This window comes from Pantoea sp. (assembly GCF_032114055.1).
Taxonomy (GTDB): Bacteria; Pseudomonadota; Gammaproteobacteria; order Enterobacterales; family Enterobacteriaceae; genus Pantoea.
In genome coordinates, this window is the sequence record NZ_DAMCTB010000002.1 from 243,651 (window position 1) to 265,267 (window position 21,617).

Below are 21,617 nucleotides of genomic sequence, written 5' to 3' on the forward strand. Positions count from 1 at the left end.
CACGCATTTTTTCGCGCCAGAACGGATAAGCCAGGTATTCAGCAGATGAGAGTCGTGCGGATATGCTGTTAGAAAAACCCACCACCAGGCGTAAATTTTTGCTCGGTTCACTGCTTGCGCTGCCGCTCAGTGAACTGGTCTTCAAAGGCCTTACTGCGGCGCAGGCTGCAGAAATGGCCGCTCCCGAGTTAGCCGATTACAAACCGATCTTTTTCAGTGCGGATGAGTGGCAGTTTATTCTGGCCGCGACGGACCGACTGATTCCGGCGGGCGGCAAAGGTAAAGCGCCAGGCGCGCTGGAAACCAACGTGCCGATCTTCATCGACCAGCAGCTGCACAGCGAAGATTTTGGCAGCGAGATCTATCTGCAGGGGCCATTTAATACCCAGGCACCGGCGACGCTGGGCTACCAGATCCCGTTTCGTCCTCAGCAGATCTACAAGACCGGGATCCGGCTGATCGATCAGTGGTCGCAGAACACCCACCAGAAAGCGTTCCATGCGCTGACGCTGGAGGAGAAAGATGCGGTGCTGACCCAGGTAAACAAAAACCAGATTGATTTTGCCGCGCTGGGCGAGGCCGATCTCAAACCGGCTCACTTCTTCAGCCAGCTGCTCTCAGATACCAAACATGGCTACCTGGCCGACCCGATGTACGGCGGTAATAAAGGCATGAAAGCCTGGATCGCCATCGGCTTCCCTGGCGCGCGTGCCAGCTTCACCGAATGGGTGAAACAGCACAACGTGCCTTATCCGCTGGGCCCGGTCAGCATCAAGGGCGAACGCGCATAAGGCGCTTCCACATCAGGTAAACAGGATTATCATGGCACAGGTTACTAAGAAAGAAGTCGACGTCGTGGTCTGCGGCCTCGGCTGGGCAGGCTCGCTGATGAGCATCGAGCTGGCGCTGGCAGGTCTGGAAGTACGCGCACTGGAGCGCGGCGGCGAGCGCGATTATGACGAATTCGCCTACCCGAAACCGGCGGATGAATATGCTTATGCGGTGCGCAACAAGGTGTTTGCGACCCCCGCCGAAGTGGCGGTCACCGTGCGCTACAACAGCAGCCAGACGGCGCTGCCGACCCGTAAGTGGGGCGCGTTTGCGCCGGGCACGGGCGTGGGTGGCGCCGGGATGCACTGGACGGCGGTTTTAATCCGTCCGACCCCGACCGATATCAAACTCAAGACCTACGTGGATCAGGCTTACAAGCCGGGGATCCTGCAGGAAGATATGCGGGTGATGGACTTCCCGTTCAGCTGGGAAGAGATTGAGCCTTACTACTATAAATTCGAACTGATCTGCGGTCAGTCGGGCAACACAGGCAACCTGCGCGGCAAAATTCTGGAAGGCGGCGATCCCTTTGAAGGTCCGCGTTCTGAGCCTTATCCGCTGCCTGCGCTGGATGACACGCTGAACAACGTGATGTTTAAAGAGGCGGCCACGAAGCTGGGTTATCATCCGTTCCCGAACCCGTCGGCCTGTGTGTCGCGCGCGTGGAAAAACCCCTACGGCAACCAGATCGCCCCGTGTAACTACTGCGGCTACTGCAGCAAATACCCCTGCCTGAACTACTCCAAAGCCTCGCCACAGACTGCGGTAATGGATTCGCTGAAGCGTATGCCGAACTTCTCCTATGAAGTGAACGCAGAAGTGATCAAGGTCGTGCTGAACGATGATAAGAAAACCGCGAAAGGGGTGATCTACATCGATGCGCAGGGCAACGAGTGCTTCCAGCCCGCTAAAATCGTGGTGCTGAGCAGCTTCCAGCTCTACAACGTGCGTCTGATGCTGCTCTCCGGTATCGGCAAGCCTTATAACCCCATCACCGAAGAGGGGGTGGTCGGCCGCAACTATGCGTTCCTGTCGAACGGCGGCGCGACCCTGTTCTTCAAAGATAAGCACTTCAATCCTTATGCCACCGCGGGCGCGACCGGCCAGATGTTCAACGATATCTCGCCAGGCAACTTCGACGGTCCGTCGCTGGGCTTCCTTGGCGGCGCGAAGATCCACAGCTCTCAGGCGACCGGAACGCCGATCAGTACCGCGCTGCCAAAAGGCACGCCATCCTGGGGCATGGGCTATAAAGAGGGACTGGAGGAGTGGTACGGGCATTCGATGAAGATCAGCATCACCACCACCTGCCAGTCTTACCGCGATATCTATCTGGATCTCGATCCGAACTACAACGATCACCGCGGACTGCCGCTGCTGCGCATGACCTTTAACTGGAAAGAGAATGAGCTGAAGCTGCAGCAGCACCTGAAGGGTATCGTCGGCAACATCGCCAAAGAGCTGAACCCGGACAGCATGAGCATGAGCTTCCTGCCGATGGGCGCGGATTTCGATATCACCAAATATGTCTCCACCCACAACGTGGGCGGGGCGGTGATGGGCGATAACCCGAAAACCTCGGCGCTCAACAAGTACCTGCAGAGCTGGGATGTGCATAACGTCTTTGTGCCGGGCGGCAACGCCTTCCCGCAGAACTTCCAGGCGAACCCGACCGATACCATCGGTGCGATTACCCTGATGGCGGCACAGGCGATCAAAGATCACTACCTGAAAAATCCCGGTCCACTGGTACAGGCATAAGCGCATGAATAAGCTGAAACTGAAATCTATTATGTTCGCCAACGCGGTGCTGCTGGCCAGCGGTTTTGCGCTGCCGGCTCACGCCGAAGATGAGGCGCAACTGATCAAGCAGGGCGAATATCTCTCCCGGCTGGGTGACTGCATGGCGTGCCACTCGCTGCCCGGCAAGCCTGCCTATTCCGGTGGCCTGGCGATTGAGTCGAACCTCGGCACCATCTTCTCGACCAACATCACACCGGATAAACAGCACGGCATCGGTAACTACAGCGAGCAGCAGTTCTCTGATGCGGTGCGCAAAGGGATCCTGCCGGACGGCTCACGCCTCTATCCGGCGATGCCGTACCCGGATTACGCGAAAATCAGCGATGCCGATATCCATGCGCTCTATGTCTACTTTATGAAAGGCGTGCAGCCGAGCGCGGAGCAGCCGCCGGAAACCGATCTGAGTTTCCCGTTCAGTCAGCGCTGGGGGATGCGGTTCTGGAACTGGGCGTTCACTTCCGATAAGCCGTTCCAGCCGATTGGCGGCGCGTCCGCCGAGATTAATCGCGGCGCCTATATCGTTGAGAGCCTGGGTCACTGCGGCAGTTGCCATACGCCGCGCGGGCTGGGCATGAACGAGAAAGCTCTGGACAGCGGTGACGATCAATTCCTGGCAGGCGGCAGCCTGAACCACTGGGAAGTGCCGTCACTGCGCGGGATACCGCACTGGAGCCAGCAGGAGATAGTGGATTACCTGCAGACCGGGCGCAACGATAAAGCGGCGGTTGGCGGAGAGATGACCTCGGTGGTGGAACACAGCAGCTCACACATGACCGACGCCGATCTCAACGCCATTGCGGCGTACCTGAAGTTCCTGGGCGGTAACCCGTCGTTGCAGGCGGTCAACGTGCAGGCGCAGCAGGCGACCGAAGCGAAACTCACCGCCGCGAAGAACCTCAGCGAAGGCGAGCGTCTCTATCTGGATAACTGCGGTGCCTGTCACTTCGTCACTGGTAAAGGCGCCCCGGGCGTCTTCCCGGAGCTGGATCAGGCGACTATCGTGAACGCTAAGGATCCCACCGGGCTGATCCACACCATTCTGGCCGGGGCGCAGCAGCCCTCGACGGAGAAAGCCCCGTCAAAACTGGCGATGCCAGGCTTTGCCGGACGGCTGAGTGATGATGAAGTCGCGCAGCTGGCGACCTTTATTCGTCAGGGCTGGAGTAACACCGCGCCTGCGGTGAGTCGCGATCAGGTTGCTGACGTGCGTAAAACGCTGAAGTAACCGGTCAGATGGCCCCCTCTGTTAAGGTGAGAGGGGGCTATCTCTTAGTGAAAGGTGTGCGCCACTTCCAGTACGCCATTAATGACAAACTGCACGCCCATACAGACCAGCAAAAATCCCATCAGGCGCGAGATCGCCTCAATGCCACTTTTCCCGACCAGCTTCATGATGGCCCCTGAACTGCGCAGTGAGATCCAGAGGATCAGGCTGACCAGCAGGAAGGTCAGCACCGGCGCGACGCTGATCACCCAGGCGGGAAAATCAACGCCGCTTTTTACCGTTGAGGCAGAAGAGATGATCATCGCGATCGTACCCGGCCCGGCGGTGCTCGGCATCGCCAGCGGCACAAACGCGATATTTACCGGCTCTTTGGCCTCATCCAGCTCATCCAGCTTCTGCTTCGCCTCAACCGAATGACCCGCCGGCTTCGCCGGGAACAGCATCCGGAAACCGATAAAGGCGACGATCAGCCCGCCCGCAATGCGCAGGCCCGGAATGGAGATACCAAAGGTATGCAGCACCGCGTTGCCCGCGTACCAGGCCACCATCATGATGGCGAAGACATAGAGGGACGCCTGGCGCGCCTGACGGTTTCGTTCCTGGAAGTTCATCTCGCCCGCCAGCCCTAAAAACAGGGCTACGGTGGTGAGCGGATTAGCCAGCGGCAGGATGACGACCAGCCCCAGGCTGACCGCTTTAATCAGTTCCAGCATCGGTGATCTCCCCGATTAGTGTTTCGGCCGCTCCAGCGCCTCAAGCAGTTCCGGGAAGAAGTCCTGCAGGATTTCGGGCGTCATCAGTTCGGGATACTGCATCAGATGTTCGCGGATACGTTCGTTTACCTCCGGCAGCAGACGCTGCGCGGCGGCGCTGGCGGTGATCCGGTGCTTCTTCATGGCGCGCAGCAGGTCGGCTGACAGCGTGTCTTCATCGGTGTCATCTTCCACCATCTCCAGCGCATCCAGCTCATCGAACATCTCCATCAGCGCTTCGGTCTGCGGGGTACGCGACTCATATTCACGCGGATGTTCATCTTCCAGGAAGCGCAGCATCGCGCGCATAGGCGTGCCATCGGGCGTCGACGGCGGCTCTGCGGCGAACCAGCTCAGTAGCTGGTGCATGGTGACCTGATGGACGCGATATCCGCTGTCGACCAGCTCATCGGCCAGCAGCTCGGCGGTTTCATTTTCAATCAGGCAGATGTGGGTACGGTTGGGTTCGTACTGCTCCAGCCACTGGTAGATTTCTTCAATCACGCCATCGTCATACTCGAATTTTTTACTGAGATAGCTGCCATCCTGTTGGTGAACGCAGGCCTGAATCTGATCGGGGTCGAAGTAAAGTGCGATGTTGATGCCTTTCATGCGTGCTGTCCTGTAGAAACCAAAACAACACTATAGCGCCCAACCCCAGGTTAAGGGAATGTCAGGCGTCACAGCATCGGGGCATTTGATACTCCCCTCGCGGCAGAGAGAGGAGCAGAGAGAAGGGGATCAGGAGATGAAGTTTTTGCCCTGCTTCAGGACGACGTCACAGGCTTTGGTTTTCAGCTTCTCACCCATCGGCGAGTTGCTCAGGCTCTGCAGGTTAAGCTGCTGGCCGTTGCCGGTATTGAGCAGGCCTGCCACACCCTGGGTGTAATCGGTTTTCTGCTCCTGCGCGGTAGTGGTGTTCAGGCCAAGCTTGCTCAGTACCTGATCTTTCACCGACTGCACATTGTTTTTCACCACGTTGTGCTCGACGCAGTACTGCATCACGCCAGCGGCGTTAGTCATGCTGTTGGCACTGACCGCTTTGTCACCGCCGCCCAGCAGGCTGGTAATCGAAGAGAGCGACAGCCCGCCGTTCTGCTGGGTGGCGCTGCTGGTGGTGTTAGCGTTGTTCTGCTGGCTGAGTTGCGACGCCGCGCTGCTCAGTTGATCCTGCCAGCTTGCCGCCGAAGCACTGCCTGCCACCAGAAGCGCAGCCAGTCCCCATCCCCACACACTGCGTTGTGCCTGTTTCATCTTTACCTCGGTATCTGCTTATTCAGTTTTGCTAAGAGAAGCAGAGGCGCAGAAAGTTCCTGAACTTTTTTATTTAATTCGACTTTAAGACTCTTCTGTAATAATGGCGAAAAATAACAGAATGCAGCGCGGCTTTGGTTATTTCGCCGCGAAATGTGATGTTCGTGTAAATAAAGATCTGGCGCTGAAATATTATTTAATATTCTCGCCCGTTAAGGCAGGAATTGTCCTGGTTGCTGCTAATTTTTTTGGCATTTTAGCGATGTGAATTATAACGTAATGTACCTGTCGGCAACTATTTATTGGTGAAATTATCTGATTTTATCTCGCTGTTTTTAATGTATTTTATATTTTTAGCGTAGCGGTTAAAACAGGGTTTTTAATTTTAACGATGTTAACGATCGGGCTGAATATAAATTTTACCTGCTGGAAATTTTATTATTCCGGCTTGCGAAATCAGCGAGAGTGTTCATGCTTAATCACTGTGTCAGGCAGTTGTGGCAGATATTTAATCTTAACGGGAGAATCAATATGGCTGGGCAGCCAGAACACAATAATTCTGCAGAGGTCACGCTTAAACTCGCTGAAGAGGAAATAGCCCTGACGAAGCAAAAGATTGTGGATGGACATGTCCGGGTCACCCGTTCCACAACGGAGCATGACGAGGTCATCAGTACACTGCTTAACCGGGATAAGGTTGAGGTTGAGCATGTAGCAAAATCACAACCCGTAGAGACGATGCCCGACATCAGGGAAGAAAATGGTGTACTGATTGTCCCGGTAGTTGAAGAAGAAATCCAGATTGTCAGAAAACTGGTGCTTAAAAAGGAGATCCACATCCGAAAAGTGCAGGAAAGTGTTCCTTTTCAGGAAGTGGTAACACGACGTGAGCAGCAGGTAAAGGTTGAAAGAGATGACGATCAAAACCGCTAACAGAGAGGAACCTATCATGGCACAGGAAAAAATCGTAACACTGTTCGATTCTGCAAATCAGGCAGAGGCCGCGAAAAGAAATCTCGTAAAAGCAGGCTTTTCCGATCGGGACATCAGTCTTATCAGTGGAGAACGTTTAGAGCAGGAAGGGCAGTCAGTCCGCCATCCGAGCCTGTGGCAGCGCCTGTTTGGTCATACCGTCGATCAGGATCAGGCGGATGTTTATACCCGGGCGATGGACAAGGGCGGCGTAGTGCTGACTATCCGTACTGAGGAGGAGAAGCTGGCTCGCGCCATGATGATTCTCCATTCGCATGACTCGGTGGATGTACCATCAAGAATGCAGAGTTCACTGGAAGGCGGCACCAGCGCGCCGGGCATCAACCCGACAGCCGGTAAGCAGTTTGCCGGTGAGACGAACGAACGCCAGGCGGAACCGCGACGCACCTCGCTGACCGGCGATGAGAGCGAAGCCGATATTCTGCGTCTGGCTGAAGAGCAGATAGAAGTGGGTAAACGTCTGGTCAGCGAGGGCTCCACGCGTGTGCGCCGCTATACGGTAACCGATACCGTCTCTGAAGAGATCTCACTGCATGAGCAGCACGCCGACATTTTCCGCCGCTCGGTGAACGAACCCGCGCTGGCCGGCGAAGTGGACTGGTCGGAGAAAACCGTCGAGGTCGCTGAGACCCATGAGCAGCCGGTGATTAACAAAACGGCGCATGTGAAAGAAGAAGTGGTGGTACGCACCGACGGCAGCGACCGTACCGAGACCATTAATGATACAGTCCGTCGTCAGGAAGTGGATATCGACCATGCACGAGGTGGTCTGGAAAGTGAGTTGCCGGGTACAACGGCAGGGGTGAAACCTGCAGCCGCTTCGCAGTCACCCGGCGCACATAACCGCGACCATAAAGAGAGCCTGACGGAGAAGGTAGGCGAGAAAGCCAGCGAAGTGAAGGATAAGGTAGAGAACAAACTGCATCACCGCGATTATGACCATTCGCACTGAGGCACCGATCCTGACAACCGGTGCTGACGGGTATCACTGATAGCCGATGCTGAAGATGCAAGGAAGAGCCAGCCGCAAGGCTGGCTCTTTTGCGTTGGGGGAAAATAAAACGGATAACTGCACAATACCTTCTTCGATATAATCAGACGCTATCCGCGCGGACCGGGCAGACATAAAACCTGAGGGAATAAAGTGAACTGTAAACCGATGCTTTTCGTGCTGGCGGCGTTCTCTCTGTCGGCTCAGGCCGCTCAGAGCGGAACAACGCTTCAGCATAAAGACTGGGAAGTCGTCTGTGATAATACGCTGACCTGTCGCATGGCGGGTTATGGCAAAGAAGAGGATCCCTCCGGCTCCATTCTGCTCACCCGCGCCGCAGGCCCCGCAACGGAGACGGTGGGAGAGGTAACGCTGGGCGATACCGAAGATGACAGCGAACCCGCGGAGAAGCTGACGCTGTGGATCGACGGCAAGTCAGCGGGCGATCTGACGGCGGCCGATGACAACTGGCGGCTGTCAGCCAGCCAGACCGCTGCGGTCATCAGTGCCGTTAAAGGCAATGGTAAGGTCGAATTTAAGGGCGGCTCAAAGCCATTTCAGCTTTCCGGCGAAGGTGCATCTGCTGTGCTGCTGAAAGCCGACGACGTACAGGGCCGTATCGGCACGCCAGGCGCGCTCACCAGAAAAGGCAATAAGCCCGAAAGCAGCGTGGCTAAGGCCGTACCCGCACCGGTCATTCAGGCGGCAAAAACTCTGAGCGGCGAACCTCGCTTGCTGACCGCACAAGAAGCCGATGCGCTGAAAACCCGGTTGCTGGCATCGGTCAATCACAATGACGATGACACCTGCGACAGCCTGTTTTCACCGGCCGAGAACAGCGATCCGGAGACGGATGGACTCTCTTTGACGCCACTGGATGACGGCCACGCTTTACTGTCGGCGCTCTGCTGGCGAGCTGCTTATAACGAAGGCTATGGCTACTGGGTCATCGATAAGCAGCTAAAAGACAAGCCTGAGCTGGTGACCGTTTCCGGGTCAGATTACGACAAGGGCGAGATTACCAGTGTGCAGAAAGGCCGGGGCATCGGGGACTGCATGAGCCAGGAGAGCTGGGTCTGGGATGGTCAGGCTTTCCGTAAAAGTTATGACGGCGGAACCGGCATGTGCCGCTATATCCATGCGGGCGGCACCTGGGACTTGCCGGCGCTGGTCACTGACGTGAAGCCTGTTGCGGAGTAGATCGGCTGGTTAACAGAATATCAGCGTTTACTCATTCGGCTGTAAGGCCATCCGTTTCACTGCGCCCAGGCTGTTTCGTCACGCTGTGCCAGTGAAACCAGCGTACTGAAGCAACTGTTCAGCGCGGACAGGGGAAAGGGCAGGATTCCAGCCAGAGAGGCTATGCGGCGTGGATGAGAACTTGGAAGACGTTTTTTTCAGCAGTTGCATCGGCGTCTGCGGATAAGGGTTGCGGAAACAGGGGGCAACGGTATAATCCACAACGTTTTCCGCATCCCTTCAGTGCCGAAGTGGCGAAATCGGTAGACGCAGTTGATTCAAAATCAACCATCGAAAGGTGTGCCGGTTCGAGTCCGGCCTTCGGCACCAGTATCCTGTCCATCCTCGTCCGAGGAAGTACAAAAAAACCTTTAAAATCAACATGTAGTCCGACTTTATCATCCGGTGTCTTCCGAGCACATCCGTTGCAATCCAGACCCTGCTGGGGGCATAATTGGGGGCATCCCCACTTCGATAAGAAATGTGCCCCCAAAATGAAGCTGAATGCCCGCCAGGTCGATACTGCAAAGCCTAAAGAAAAAACCTATAAAATGGCTGATGGTGGCGGTTTGTACCTTGAGGTCACTACCAAAGGATCAAAGTACTGGCGTATGAAGTACCGACGGCCAGCCGACAAAAAAGAGGACCGGCTTGCCTTTGGCGTCTGGCCGACAGTCACGCTTGCTGAAGCGCGTGCTAAGCGTGATGAAGCCAAAAAAGTATTAGGGCAGGGGATTGACCCCAAAGCTGAACAGAAAGAAGCCCAGGCTGAAAATGCAGGGGCTTATACTTTTGAAACGATAGCCCGCGAATGGCATGCCAGTAACAAGCGCTGGAGCGAAGACCATCGTTCACGCGTTCTCCGTTATCTTGAGCTTTATATCTTTCCGCATATTGGTACGTCAGATATTCGCCAGCTCAAAACCAGTCATTTGTTAGCCCCGATTAAACAAGTTGATGCAACGGGTAAGCACGATGTTGCGCAGCGTCTTCAGCAGCGCGTTACGGCCATTATGCGTTATGCCGTACAGAACGATTACATTGACTCAAACCCGGCCAGTGATATGGCTGGCGCGTTATCAACAACCAAATCGCGGCATTACCCGGCATTACCTTCCAGCCGCTTCCCTGAATTCCTAGCTCGTCTTGCGGCATACCGTGGCCGTGTAATGACGCGCATTGCGGTTGAGCTATCGTTGCTGACCTTTGTTCGTTCAAGTGAGTTGCGTTTTGCGCACTGGGATGAGTTTGACTTCGATAAAGCTATATGGCGCATACCTGCAAAGCGGGAAGAAATTAAAGGCGTACGTTACTCATACCGTGGCATGAAGATGAAAGAGGAGCACATCGTTCCCCTCAGTCGTCAGGCTATGGTTTTGTTAGAGCGGCTTAAGCAGATTAGTGGTGATAAAGAGCTGCTGTTTCCAGGGGACCACGACGCAACTAAGGTCATGAGTGAGAACACGGTGAACAGCGCCTTGCGTACAATGGGGTATGACACGAAAACCGAAGTTTGCGGTCATGGATTTAGGACGATGGCACGTGGTGCGTTGGGTGAGTCAGGGTTATGGAGTGATGACGCTATAGAACGCCAATTAAGCCATTCAGAGCGTAACAATGTACGTGCGGCATACATCCATACATCTGAGCATTTAGATGAGCGACGTATGATGGTTCAGTGGTGGGCTGATTTTCTTAAAGCTAATGAAGATGCTGCTATCAGCCCCTATGATTTTGCTAGAAAAGAAATCAATAGTTAGTTACTGTAACAGACTAAGGCCTTCCATAAAAATAATGAGATTTAACAAATAATTGTGAGCGCCCCTGCAACTTTTCAAGATTGCTTAGGCACTATCAATGGCGATTTACAGGAGTAAGTTGTGGCTGAAAACAGAGGATCCAATACTCATAATAAAAATTTGGCCTTATGTGATGAGGTTAATGGGCTTTGCCCGAAATGTAACAAAGCACTTTTGAAAAAAGCAAAAAAGTCGTTGGTTAAAGTTTATGAAATTGCACACATATATCCTCACTCTCCGCTTCCACATGAAGTTACTTTATTAAAAGATGAAGAGCGATTAACTGAAGATGCTGAAGATATTGGGAACTTAATTGCACTGTGTAAGGATTGCCATAAAGTTTTTGATAATCCACGCACAGTTGAAGGCTATCGAGAAATGTGTAAGTTGAAAAAAGCATCTTCTCAAAATGCTTTGATCAAAAACAGCTTATCTACTTTCCATTTAACTGAAGATATTAATTATCTTATCGAAAAGCTTTCAGAATTATCGGGTAATTCCAGAGTTAAACTTGAGTTCGATGCAAAGACCATTGAGACCAAGCTACCTAATGAAAAAGAGTTCCTTCTTAAATTCAAAGTTCAAGGTTATGTAAATTATTTTTACCATGATATTTTTAGACTATTTCAAGAGGTTGAGCAATTAAAGCCAGGGACATCGGAATTGATTTTTACGGAAGTGAAAGTGCATTATTTAAGTTTGAGGCGAGACGGTGTCGAAAAAGAAAAGATATTTGATTCTTTAGTGGAGTGGGTTCATCTAACTTGTGAGTCTAAAAATAGGATAGCATCTGAAACGCTCATTTCTTTTTTCATTCAGAATTGTGAGGTGTTCTGATGATAGTCCCAAACAAAAGCATTCCGCTTAAAAATTCAATTATTTATAAAATGTTGGTGGTGCTCGAAGAAAAATTCGATGTTATTGATTTAATTGATTTGTATGATAGGGTTTCAGTTTCATTCTCAAATCTTGATGAATTTGTGTATTCTTTAGATGTTCTGTATATTTTGGGTAAAATAGAATTGATTGAAGGTAGAAGGATTAAAAAATGCTGACGTCAATATATTGTGATAAGTTATCTCGTAATTTTCTAAAGTTTAACAAAGGATTGAATGCAATTCTTGGGCCAAGGAGTGGAGCTAACTCAATCGGCAAGTCTTCAGTCCTTTATTTGATCGACTTCGTTTTTGGTGGAACATCTTTCATTGAAAAATGTGCTGATGTAATAGATAGAAAAGGTCATTTAACTATCTATGCAACGTTCCAGTTTGATGAGGTTTGCTATAGAATTTCAAGGGATACTGAATCACCAAATGAAGTTTTCTTTTGTGTAGAAAACGGTAAGAAGTCTATCGAAGAGTTTAGGGAGTTCCTTTTTCAATCATATAATTTTTCAAGTGGGGGACCTAGTTTCAGAAATCTTACATCCAGATTCATTAGAATCTGGAGGAAGGGAAATGAAGACCCAGAGCATCCCCTGCATAGTGTTCCATCAGAAAAATATAGTGATATAAAAGATTTTTTGATTAAAACCTTTGGTTATTCTGATGTTTTCGAAGAAATGAATAATAGTAAGAAAAAACAGGATGCATTGAAAAGCAGCATTGATGCAGCAATAAAACAAGGAGTTATAGTAAAGGCGGGTAAGCGTGAAGCTAAGGCTTTAGAAAAGGAATTGCATGAGATTGATGATAAGATCAATTTCATAAAAAACGATTTGACCGGCTACATCAATAATATTGAAGAAATTATTAATGAGCGAAATTTAGAGCTTGTTAAGGAAAAGAGTGAATTGCTCGAAACTAAATCTTCTCTATGCAATAAAGTGCTTAGGTTGAAAAATAATTTAAACCATTCAAGACCAATCAATGAAAAATACTTTTCTAAGCTAATTGACTTTATACCTTCAATAAATATCGAAAGGATCAAGGAAGTCGAGGAATTTCATTCCGGAATTGCTAAAATATTGAAAGATAAAATTAAGGAAGAGCTTGATTCTTTGCAGTTACAACTCGATGAGGTTGATAATGCATTGAAAGAAAAGACCGATGTCATAAACCTCTCTGTCGGGATTGTTGATAAACCAACTCAGGTTGTTACTGATATCCTAACATTAACTATTAGGAAAAAAGATATTGAAAGCATTGTTACATATACAAAACTCAAAGAGAAAGTTGATAGTGATGTCAAAAAGATTAAAGAAGATATAAATGAAAAAATAAAAGAAACCCTTGATTCAATTGAAGTGTTGATTAATGCCGCTGTCGGGATAATTTGTGCTGAAATATATCCAGAAGGAAAGCTTTACCCTAAAATTAAGTTGAGTGACCGAAACTATTTTTTTGAGCACTTTAACGACTCTGGTACAGGAAAATCATATTCTGATCTAATGGCATTGGACTTGGCTATGTTGAATATTACATCTCTTCCAATTTTGATTGAAGACTCAATCATGTTTAAAAACATTGAATCTCAAACAAATGAAAAAATCATTGAAGCCTTCTTAAAAAGTCATAAGCAAATCTTCATCGCTATGGACCAGTTAAGCCTGTTAACAGAGAAGACCCGATCTGCATTGAGGAGAGCGAGTTTTATGCGTGTAAGTCGTAAAATTCCCGCCTTTGACGAGTTATGGAACCTCAAAGGTTGAGTTTATTAATTCTAGCGTAATCGCTAGCGCGCAATGCTATCCCCGCCACGCCTGCCCGCTTTATGCATCACTTTTCATGCAGGTGCATGATACGGGCCGGACCGCGCCCGCTGTGGCCTGAACGGGGGAAAGCGGTGCATGGTTTTGCATGCAGATCCATGCGCGCTATGCATGCATCACTCTTTACAAAGCGGCTGGCCAAAAAAAGGGCTTCAGAAAGGCAAAGGACAGACACAAAAAAGCCGCTGGTCGGGCAGCGGCTATGCGGGATTAATGAACCTGGCGGAATGCAGAACCGTAACGGCCCAGCGTCTGACGTTCTCTTACCGGCTCCGGCGGTGCTTCCGGTACGTTTTCCGGCTGTGGCGGTGCGGTGATAACCTTTGTGATGCTCTCATTCGTCTTGAAGGTGCAGGAGCAGTCCAGGTTAGTGCACTGGTGATAGCGCTCTTTCACCTGCTCAGACATATAACGGCTCGATTTGGTATGTGCCGCGCTTTTACAGTAGGGACAGTGCATCATTTCTGGCTGCCCTCCTGAAGTTTTGCACGCTGCGCCCGGATTGATTCAGCCAGCTTCTGGCGGCGCATAGGATGGCGGTAAAGCTCCATATCAATACCGGTAAGCGGCGGGCGATACAGACCAATATTCTCCAGCAGCGGAGCCTCATTTAGCATGCTGTCTGGCAGAGCAGCAGCCGCCCGCGTCAGCGCTTCACCGACCAGATAAGCCACGTCCTTAATACTATCCCGGTCGTCTCCGGCAAACGTCGGGGAAAGCTCTTCACGACGGAGACGCAGCTTAATGGCCCACAGCAGCGACGGACTTACGTTACGCAGAGCTGACTGCCAGTGCGCATCCGCGAACCCGGTAAAAGCCTCCCGGTGCGATTCAACATACTCTTTCCCACTGCCGCAGCATTTCAGCATCGCCTCCTGCTTATCCAGCGCCAGCTCTTTCAGCAGCCCGCCGAACTCATCGGCCAGTTCCCGGCTGGCGATGCGCTGAGAATGTTCGGCGCGCAGCTCGTCGGTGAGATTGCCTCGCAGGTTGCGAAAGCTCGTGCGCCAGTTGCTCTCGGCTTCTTTCCCTGCCTCGATGGCTGCCTGCTGCTCTTTTTCACAGCGGGCGATATCGGCGCAGATACCGTTATAGGCTTTCATCCTTTCGGTATGTTCAGCGCGGGCTTTCTCGAAGCGTTCCAGTGATGCAGGTTTCTGTTCCGGGGTGGTCATGATTGTCTCTCATCGTCTGTAAAGGATGAGGCCATTCTGTCGTGTACCACAGGACAGCGCATTTCATTGCTTTCCGCCTGTCGATGAACAAACAAGGGCATAACCGGTAGGGGATGGCCCTTAACTGATAATATTTCTTATATAACTGTTCACTGGTATTCACTGAGATAAAAAAGATAATAAATACAGTAATTAATGCAGTGAATACTTTTAAGTTAAGTCTTCACAGAGTATTCACCAGTGTTCACACAGTCTTAGACAACAGCTTTTTCTGGCGAGCCTTTTCCAGCGTTTAATCCTATCAATAACATCCTTTTGATTGCCTGAAACTTGTAAATGGCAAATGTTTGCAGTTCATTGCAATTTAATGGCAAACGATGGTCAAAAAACACTCACTCGTGCTTATCTCAGCAAGCCGGACACTTGTTTACTTACCGAAAAATATTCTCAGAATAGGGGGTTACCTGAAGACGCCACCGGAACCGGACAGCACCGGCCGGACTCATAATGAGGTAACACCATGCACGCAGTTTCATCCGTACCGGCCCCCGCCATTCCTGCAATCCGCGACGCCGTTTTCCCGCGCGACCGCTTCATGCGCCTGCCGGAAGTCATCAGCACCTGCGGCCTCTCACGCTCAACCATTTACGACTTGATCAGTCGGGAGCAGTTCCCGTCGCAGATTTCCCTCGGCGGTAAAAACGTCGCCTGGCTGGCGTCAGAAATTGACGGCTGGATGCAGGCCCGCATCGCACAGCGCGCCGGAGGTACAGCATGATTACGCTGAATGCCGGCACGAAAACTTGTCCGCTCACTCGCGAAAAAGCCGCCTTTGTCGCAGAAAGCCTGACGGCAGCCGTCAGCCTAGTAACCGCACCGGCCTTTACCAGCGGAATGCACGGTCACATTTTCGTTATGGGTAAAAAAGCGAAGCCTGTCAGGCAGCGGGCGAAGAAAGAGAGCGGGGAATTCCGATCAAATCCGCCGCAATCCGATCACGTCCTGACCGGTTGCTGAGGAAATCGCCCCGATGTGTGAAAAAAGGCTTTTCTCTGGCGAGCGGCCGTTATACAGTTTTTGTGCTGCCGCAAAATCGGCAGCCGGGCGTGGAAACCCGAGTTACTCAATGGCGACACCAGACGCGCCTTGCGTCTTTTTTTGTGTCTATGCCCTCGTGCACCTGTCTTTTGCACACCGGTTTTTATGCCGTTGTGTATCTCGAGTAATGGTGGCCCGGGCGGGGCAGCCTTCGGGCTGGCCGGTATCCATTGAGGCCGGTTTTCCACCCCCGTTCGGGTCACCACCAGAGTGTGGAAACTTCGGTGGTGGCGTTAACCGCTACTCAATGGAGATTGTCCTCATGACAACGGCCCTTATTGCCGCTCACTCTGAATTTACCTTTATTTTTGCCGCCGTGCGCCGCACCGATGCCGCCGCACGTCCCTGTATGCTGCGCACCGTGGCAGGCGATGAGCGAAGCGCCCGCGCCAGCCTCGCCCGCGATTACGTCCTGTCCTTTGCCGGTCGTCTGCCGGTTAAGGCGGTAGTCGCATGAACACGCTCACAAAACGCCTGAATAACAGTGAGACCTACCCTATTCCACACGCTGACTACCTGCGCCTGCTGCACGCGCACGCGGTCGGCGTGACCGTGCTCGATATGTTCGACTCAGTGAACGGCATGAGCGCACGAGGCTGCGTGCCGGACGGCGCGGCGCTGGCCTCGGTCGTCGCCCTGCTCACCGACCAGCTCGGTAAAGTCGTTGAAACCTGTGAATCCCGCATGTTAGCCACGGAGGCCCGCCATGATGACCGTTAATCACTCCTGCCTGCCCGTTGAGGTACGCACCGCCGTTTACCGCCGCGCGCTGGCGCAGGGCTATCTGAATGCCTGCAAAAACCTCGGCATTACCGTGTCAGCCACGCTCGATGAGCTTCAGATGACCATCGCCCTTGAGCTGGAAAGCTTTTATGTGCACCGTCACGGCCCTGATGCGGGCATGGAGATGGCCTGCACCATGCTGGGCGATATGGTCGAGCCTGATTTGCTGACCGCGCCGCCGCGTCTGACACTGCTCGGCGTCACCATGATGGATGAGCTGTTCCGCAGCCAGCTTGCGGCCGCCAGCCGCATCACGCTGAACTAAGGGAGAACATGCACATGAAACATATCGTCTCTGACACCGTAAAGGCGGCCACCGGATTCTGGCCGCAGCTTCTGCCTGCCCTCGGTATCAGCGTGCTCGCCGGGGGGCGACACGGTGCCTGCCCGGCGTGCGGCGGTAAAGACCGCTTCCGTTTTGACAATCAGGACGGGCGCGGAACCTGGCTGTGTAACCAGTGCGGGGCCGGTGACGGCCTTAACCTGGTGGAAAAGGCGCTCAGTATCAGCGCTAAAGAGGCCGCCATGAAGGTAGCCGGAATGCTCGGCACGCTGCCGGAGTCAGCCCCGGTTATGCATTATGAGGCCGCAGACAAAAGCCGCGCGCAGGCAGCCGCCGCACGGGCGCAGGCACTTATTGCCGCCGCCGTCAGCCGCACGGACAACGCCTACCTTTTAGCTAAAGGGCTGCAGGGTACGCAGGCGCTGACGCTTTCTGATGCGCTGCGCTGTGGTGGCATCAGCTTTGCCGCCGGGGATGTACTAATACCACTGACCGGCGAAAACGGTACGGCCGTAAACGTGCAGCTCATCAGCGCCGCAGGCGATAAGCGCACCCTGCCCGGCGGACAGGTGAAAGGCACATACTGGCTTGCAGGCGAGCCGGACGGCAAAACGCTGTGGCTCACTGAAGGATACGCAACCGGCCTGACCGTGCACCGGCTGACCGGCCAGGCGGTATACGTGGCGCTGAGCGCCAACAACCTGCCCGCGCTGGCAAAGCGGCTGCGTGAGTCATACCCAGGCGCGATGATGCTGATTGCCGCCGACCGCGACGACAACGGCACCGGCCAGTTAAAAGCAGAGGAAGCGGCAAAAGCCTGTGGCGGGAAAGCCGCACTGCCGCCGGTTACGGGTGACTGGAACGACGTGTGGCAGGCGCAGGGCGATATCGCCACGCAGGCGCAGCTCACCGCCTTTACGCAGCCGCAGCCACTCAGCCCGTTTGAGTCCGTCAGCGAGGCCGACCTGAAGGCCATGAGCGCCAGCCAGAAGGCGGAGCTGCTGGTCGCCCACTACGGGCAGGCGCTGGCCGTGCCGCCGGTCGGGGAGGAAATCTGCCGCTATGAGAACGGCGCATGGCAGGTGATGGAGGCGAAGACGCTGCGCCGGGAAATCGCCGCGCTGTTTCAGAAGGTGCGCGCACCGTTCTCGGCCGCCGGTATCGGCAGCGTGCTGGACACGCTCAAGCTGATGGTGCCGCAGATGGGTGAACCGTCCCGCCGCCTGATTGGTTTCCGTAACGGCGTGTATGACACCACAACAGGCACCTTTAGCCCGCACCGCCGCGAGCACTGGCTGCGCACCGTCAACAGTGTGGACTACACCGCCCCGCGTCCGGGTGAAAACCTTGCAGACCACGCCCCGGCCTTCTGGCACTGGTTAACGCGGGCCGCCGGGCATAATCACGACAAGCAGGAGCGCATCCTCGCGGCGTTATTTATGGTGCTGGCAAATCGCTATGACTGGCAGATGTTTCTCGAAGTCACCGGCCCCGGCGGCAGCGGTAAAAGCGTCATGGCTTCGATAGCCACTCTGCTGGCCGGAAAAGACAACACCACGTCCGCCACCATCGACACGCTGGAATCCTCGCGCGAGCGCGCCAGCGTGGTGGGCTTTTCATTGATTATCCTGCCTGACCAGGAGAAATGGAGCGGCGACGGCGCGGGCATCAAGGCGATTACCGGCGGTGATGCAGTGGCAATCGATCCGAAATACCGTGACGCTTATTCAACGCACATCCCGGCGGTGATTCTGGCGGTGAATAACAATCCTATGCGTTTCAGCGATCGCAGCGGCGGCGTGTCGCGCCGTCGGGTAATCCTGACGTTCCCGGAGATGATACCGGCAAAGGAGCGTGACCCGCAGTTGCTGGATAAAATCAGCAACGAGCTGGCCGTTATCGTGCGCCACCTGATGCAGCGCTTCAGTCAGCCGGAGGAGGCCCGCTCGCTGCTACAGGCGCAGCAGACGTCCGGCGAGGCGCTGGAGATTAAACGCCAGGCTGACCCGCTGGTTGATTTCTGCGGCTACCTGATGCCGTTGAGCACACCCAATGGGCTGTTTATCGGTAACGCCAATATCCGCCCGCTGAATCCGAAGCGCTACCTCTATCATGCTTACTTGTCGTTTATGGAATCGCGAGGACATCAGCACCCGCTTAGCCTGACCGCGTTCGGCCAGGCAGTGCCGCAGACGCTAAAAGAGTATGAGCGCATCCTGCTGAAGCGCAGAACAAATAACGGCGTCCAGACCAACCTCACCCTACATGAAGACAGCGAGGCCGACTGGCTGCCCGCGTGCAGTCAGTAACCCCCGCAGCAAACGAACCGGCTCAGGCCGGTTTTTTTACGTTTCAGCCCAGAGTGATCACTCTAAATGAACACAAGTGTACACTCAAATCTTAACTCTTAACTCTTAACTATATAAGTAATTGATTTATATGTTTAAGTTGTGAGGGTGAATAGTGTGAACAGTAACACGGAAAAAAATTTTACTGGTGTTCAGTATCACCCCGATTTGGATCTGCATGACGGAACCAAACCGATGGATGCAAAATACCTCTTTCCTGATAAATACCAATTACTTATGGAATTATGGAACATAAAAAATCATGGGGGCACAAAAGGGGGCATAAATTATCTTGATTATGATAAATTTGTTATTTTTCATTGTCTTGTTTTTAATTTTGAGTCCGGCCTTCGCACCAATCACTCAAAATCCATACAAATCACTAAGCGCACTTGCTTGCGTCAACAACCTGACGCTGCCGATCCTGGCAAAAGCCTTCCGGGGTGAACTCATTGCTCCGTGGTGTGCAGAAAACCCGGAATTAATCAGCGGAGAAAACAGTGCCGCCGCGTTACTGGAAAAAATAAAAGCCGAACGTGCAGCCAGTACAGGTAAAAAAGCCACACGCAAATAATCCTGATTCTTATTTTTTCGCGCACCTTGCTGGTGCGCTTTTTATTGTTTTATTTACCAAATAAACCTTAATATTTATATTCAAATGATTTTATAAATAGCGTATTTCACGCTGTTCCAGGCTGGACTTTAGTTCTGTTTCCTGATGATATGTACAGGTATTTAGCGCGGCGCGGATGTGCTGCAACACACCAGCGCCGCTAATCACAATCACTATTTAGAAGGAATAGTAATCATGACTGACGCTCATTCTATTGCACATCCGTCTGAACCAGAAGTCTCGTCTTCAAATAACCGCCAGTTAACGGTTAGTTACGCGAGTCGCTATCCGGATTACAGCCGGATACCTGCTATTACTATGAAAGGACAATGGCTGGAAGCTGCCGGTTTTGCCACAGGTACAACAGTAGAGGTAAAGGTCATGGAAGGTTGTATTGTGCTCACCGCCCGGCAGGAGAGCGAACTGATGCAGTCGCTGCGCCAGGTCTGCAAACTGTCGGCGCGGAAACAAAAGCAGGTGCAGGAGTTTATTCAGGTGATATCCGGTAAACAGAAAGTAGCCTGAATGAGCAACCGCTCCCGACATTGTTTCGGGAGCGGTTAACTGTCAGGACGCAATCACTTTCACCAGTACACCCATTGCATCCCCTTCATACAATATCAATGTACCCGCATGCCATCGCGGATGAACGAATATTCAGCCGCTGCTGACATTTTTCAGTCGAATAAATAAAGAGTATGCCTTTGCAGACTTCAGGCTTTAAATACCTGCGTCTGATGCCACTCAACAAACCGCTCAGCAGGCCACAGCATTTTATCTTTTGGCAGATGAAGCCTGTGTCCTTCAAATGCCCAGAAAAGCTGGTCCACAATCGGACTGCGATTGACTCCACCTGATATCTGAATCCTGAAATCTTCATCAACGCCGATAGCGCCCCTGTCGAAAGCAGAATGGTGTACGGAACAGAGGGCCAGTCCGTTACTGACTTCACAAGGGCCACCATATTGCTTCCAGCGGATATGCGCGGCCTCAAGTCCCACCAGCGCGCCATCCAGTCGCAGGTCATATCCGCAGATAGCGCACTGTGAGTGATAAGCCCGTAAAATCATGTCGCGAAAACGAGGGTCGCGGGCTCTCATCAGCGTAACAAAATCGAAGTCCAGCAGTTCGGCCAGCTTTATCTGGAGACTTTCCGGAAAGCGCTCAGTCAGAATCTGCTGCGCCAGTCTGTCGATCAGATCTGGATTTTTTTGCAGAGTCTGATAACTCTCTTCATCAAATCCGCCACGAACCTGATTTTCAATCAGCTCGCGTTTCGTCGGCTGAGTGTTACCTTTACGAGGTCGGCAATTCTCTGTGTTTTCCAGCGTCCAGAACCCATCTGTCCTCAATCGCCAGAAAGGCATATTCGGATAATACTCTCGCCGCTTCGGACCAAACTCTGTCAGCAGCCTGGTCAGCGGTTCGTTAATCTCATTTCCATAATTAAACAGCCGCGAGTGTCCTTGTTTGTACTGAGATAATACATACAGCAGCAGAAGAGGTTTATGAGGGGCACATTGATCGCCCTGGCGCCAGATCGTGACATCAGAAATGGCAGTCTTTAGTGATTCGGCTGGAGTCATGATCGGGTCTGAATAATGAATAACTTTTGCGATCATGCTCTTAAAAATACTGAGATTCAATGCATGCTTTTAATGGCACATGGCGAGTTGCTTCCGTTCCCCGACTCCAGAGTCTCTGTTATCCGAAAAGGTGT

General features: G+C 52.5%; 23 protein-coding genes, 1 tRNA gene and 1 pseudogene. 19 read left to right on the forward strand and 6 right to left on the reverse strand.

Features of this window, described 5'->3' with window-relative positions; all coding sequences use genetic code 11:
* The first annotated feature begins 62 nt into the window (after positions 1 to 62).
* From RT657_RS05285 to RT657_RS05295, 3 genes are read left to right on the forward strand one after another with little or no spacing between them, the layout of a single operon-like run.
* On the forward strand, positions 63 to 791 hold the full coding sequence (locus RT657_RS05285; protein WP_313652935.1) for a gluconate 2-dehydrogenase subunit 3 family protein: 729 nt from the start codon (positions 63 to 65) through the stop codon (positions 789 to 791).
* 31 nt (positions 792 to 822) lie between these two features.
* Positions 823 to 2,592: a GMC family oxidoreductase gene (locus RT657_RS05290; RefSeq protein ID WP_313652936.1), complete on the forward strand. Its 1,770-nt coding sequence runs from the start codon at positions 823 to 825 to the stop codon at positions 2,590 to 2,592.
* A gap of 4 nt (positions 2,593 to 2,596) precedes the next feature.
* A complete protein-coding gene (locus tag RT657_RS05295; RefSeq protein ID WP_313652938.1) occupies positions 2,597 to 3,859 on the forward strand; it encodes a cytochrome c in 1,263 nt (420 codons plus the stop codon).
* Between the two features lie 44 nt (positions 3,860 to 3,903).
* On the opposite strand, the gene RT657_RS05300 is transcribed toward RT657_RS05295, so the two are convergent.
* The 3 genes from RT657_RS05300 to RT657_RS05310 all read right to left on the reverse strand — a co-directional run bounded on the left by RT657_RS05300 (position 3,904) and on the right by RT657_RS05310 (position 5,865).
* Positions 3,904 to 4,572: a MarC family NAAT transporter gene (locus tag RT657_RS05300; RefSeq protein WP_313652940.1), complete on the reverse strand. Its 669-nt coding sequence runs from the start codon at positions 4,570 to 4,572 to the stop codon at positions 3,904 to 3,906.
* A 15-nt stretch (positions 4,573 to 4,587) separates the two neighbouring features.
* Positions 4,588 to 5,223, reverse strand: a complete 636-nt coding sequence (locus RT657_RS05305; protein WP_313652941.1) for a hypothetical protein — start codon at positions 5,221 to 5,223, stop codon at positions 4,588 to 4,590.
* A gap of 129 nt (positions 5,224 to 5,352) precedes the next feature.
* Positions 5,353 to 5,865: a DUF2501 domain-containing protein gene (locus tag RT657_RS05310; protein ID WP_313652942.1), complete on the reverse strand. Its 513-nt coding sequence runs from the start codon at positions 5,863 to 5,865 to the stop codon at positions 5,353 to 5,355.
* Positions 5,866 to 6,396: 531 nt separating this feature from the next.
* On the opposite strand from RT657_RS05310, the gene RT657_RS05315 reads away from it, so the two are divergent.
* The 8 genes from RT657_RS05315 to RT657_RS05350 all read left to right on the forward strand — a co-directional run bounded on the left by RT657_RS05315 (position 6,397) and on the right by RT657_RS05350 (position 13,537).
* Entirely contained in the window at positions 6,397 to 6,798 is a 402-nt protein-coding gene (locus RT657_RS05315) for a DUF2382 domain-containing protein (RefSeq protein ID WP_313652944.1), read from the forward strand.
* Positions 6,799 to 6,814: 16 nt separating this feature from the next.
* The gene (locus RT657_RS05320) at positions 6,815 to 7,810 is read left to right on the forward strand and encodes a YsnF/AvaK domain-containing protein (RefSeq protein WP_313652946.1); all 996 of its coding nucleotides are present in this window, start codon (positions 6,815 to 6,817) and stop codon (positions 7,808 to 7,810) included.
* Between the two features lie 207 nt (positions 7,811 to 8,017).
* Entirely contained in the window at positions 8,018 to 9,049 is a 1,032-nt protein-coding gene (locus RT657_RS05325) for a DUF1176 domain-containing protein (RefSeq protein ID WP_313653204.1), read from the forward strand.
* A gap of 284 nt (positions 9,050 to 9,333) precedes the next feature.
* Positions 9,334 to 9,418, forward strand: a tRNA-Leu gene (locus RT657_RS05330).
* A gap of 164 nt (positions 9,419 to 9,582) precedes the next feature.
* Positions 9,583 to 10,848 carry a tyrosine-type recombinase/integrase gene (locus tag RT657_RS05335; RefSeq protein ID WP_313652948.1) on the forward strand — a complete coding sequence of 422 codons (1,266 nt, stop codon included), beginning with the start codon at positions 9,583 to 9,585 and terminating at the stop codon, positions 10,846 to 10,848.
* A gap of 120 nt (positions 10,849 to 10,968) precedes the next feature.
* On the forward strand, positions 10,969 to 11,724 hold the full coding sequence (locus RT657_RS05340) for an ABC-three component system protein (protein WP_313652949.1): 756 nt from the start codon (positions 10,969 to 10,971) through the stop codon (positions 11,722 to 11,724).
* Positions 11,724 to 11,942, forward strand: a complete 219-nt coding sequence (locus RT657_RS05345; RefSeq protein WP_313652950.1) for an ABC-three component system middle component 7 — start codon at positions 11,724 to 11,726, stop codon at positions 11,940 to 11,942. Before RT657_RS05340 ends, RT657_RS05345 begins: the two co-directional genes overlap by 1 nt.
* Entirely contained in the window at positions 11,936 to 13,537 is a 1,602-nt protein-coding gene (locus RT657_RS05350; RefSeq protein WP_313652952.1) for a DUF2326 domain-containing protein, read from the forward strand. Before RT657_RS05345 ends, RT657_RS05350 begins: the two co-directional genes overlap by 7 nt.
* Positions 13,538 to 13,807: 270 nt before the next feature.
* Here RT657_RS05350 and RT657_RS05355 read toward each other — a convergent pair whose 3' ends face one another.
* Together RT657_RS05355 and RT657_RS05360 are read right to left on the reverse strand one after the other, a co-directional pair.
* Positions 13,808 to 14,059: an ogr/Delta-like zinc finger family protein gene (locus tag RT657_RS05355; RefSeq protein WP_058781709.1), complete on the reverse strand. Its 252-nt coding sequence runs from the start codon at positions 14,057 to 14,059 to the stop codon at positions 13,808 to 13,810.
* Entirely contained in the window at positions 14,056 to 14,772 is a 717-nt protein-coding gene (locus RT657_RS05360; protein ID WP_313652953.1) for a hypothetical protein, read from the reverse strand. Before RT657_RS05360 ends, RT657_RS05355 begins: the two co-directional genes overlap by 4 nt.
* Positions 14,773 to 15,292: 520 nt before the next feature.
* On the opposite strand from RT657_RS05360, the gene RT657_RS05365 reads away from it, so the two are divergent.
* The 8 genes and pseudogenes from RT657_RS05365 to symE all read left to right on the forward strand — a co-directional run bounded on the left by RT657_RS05365 (position 15,293) and on the right by symE (position 20,422).
* Complete coding sequence (locus RT657_RS05365; protein ID WP_064703300.1) at positions 15,293 to 15,550, forward strand: helix-turn-helix transcriptional regulator; 258 nt, start codon at positions 15,293 to 15,295, stop codon at positions 15,548 to 15,550.
* On the forward strand, positions 15,547 to 15,789 hold the full coding sequence (locus RT657_RS05370) for a hypothetical protein (protein ID WP_313652955.1): 243 nt from the start codon (positions 15,547 to 15,549) through the stop codon (positions 15,787 to 15,789). Before RT657_RS05365 ends, RT657_RS05370 begins: the two co-directional genes overlap by 4 nt.
* Positions 15,790 to 15,802: 13 nt before the next feature.
* The gene (locus RT657_RS05375; RefSeq protein ID WP_313652956.1) at positions 15,803 to 16,327 is read left to right on the forward strand and encodes a host cell division inhibitor Icd-like protein; all 525 of its coding nucleotides are present in this window, start codon (positions 15,803 to 15,805) and stop codon (positions 16,325 to 16,327) included.
* A complete protein-coding gene (locus tag RT657_RS05380) occupies positions 16,324 to 16,590 on the forward strand; it encodes a hypothetical protein (RefSeq protein WP_058781704.1) in 267 nt (88 codons plus the stop codon). Before RT657_RS05375 ends, RT657_RS05380 begins: the two co-directional genes overlap by 4 nt.
* Positions 16,577 to 16,918, forward strand: a complete 342-nt coding sequence (locus RT657_RS05385) for a DUF5375 family protein (protein ID WP_313652957.1) — start codon at positions 16,577 to 16,579, stop codon at positions 16,916 to 16,918. The genes RT657_RS05380 and RT657_RS05385 overlap by 14 nt, the downstream gene beginning before the upstream one ends.
* Positions 16,919 to 16,932: 14 nt before the next feature.
* Entirely contained in the window at positions 16,933 to 19,245 is a 2,313-nt protein-coding gene (locus RT657_RS05390) for a primase-helicase zinc-binding domain-containing protein (RefSeq protein WP_313652958.1), read from the forward strand.
* A 424-nt stretch (positions 19,246 to 19,669) separates the two neighbouring features.
* Positions 19,670 to 19,858, forward strand: a pseudogene (locus RT657_RS05395) (restriction endonuclease subunit S); the annotation flags it as partial.
* Positions 19,859 to 20,092: 234 nt separating this feature from the next.
* A complete protein-coding gene (symE, locus tag RT657_RS05400; RefSeq protein ID WP_313652959.1) occupies positions 20,093 to 20,422 on the forward strand; it encodes an endoribonuclease SymE in 330 nt (109 codons plus the stop codon).
* Positions 20,423 to 20,610: 188 nt separating this feature from the next.
* Here the strand turns inward: symE and RT657_RS05405 are convergent, their stop codons facing one another.
* Positions 20,611 to 21,483, reverse strand: a complete 873-nt coding sequence (locus RT657_RS05405; protein WP_313653206.1) for a phosphorothioated DNA-binding restriction endonuclease — start codon at positions 21,481 to 21,483, stop codon at positions 20,611 to 20,613.
* Positions 21,484 to 21,617 lie beyond the last annotated feature (134 nt).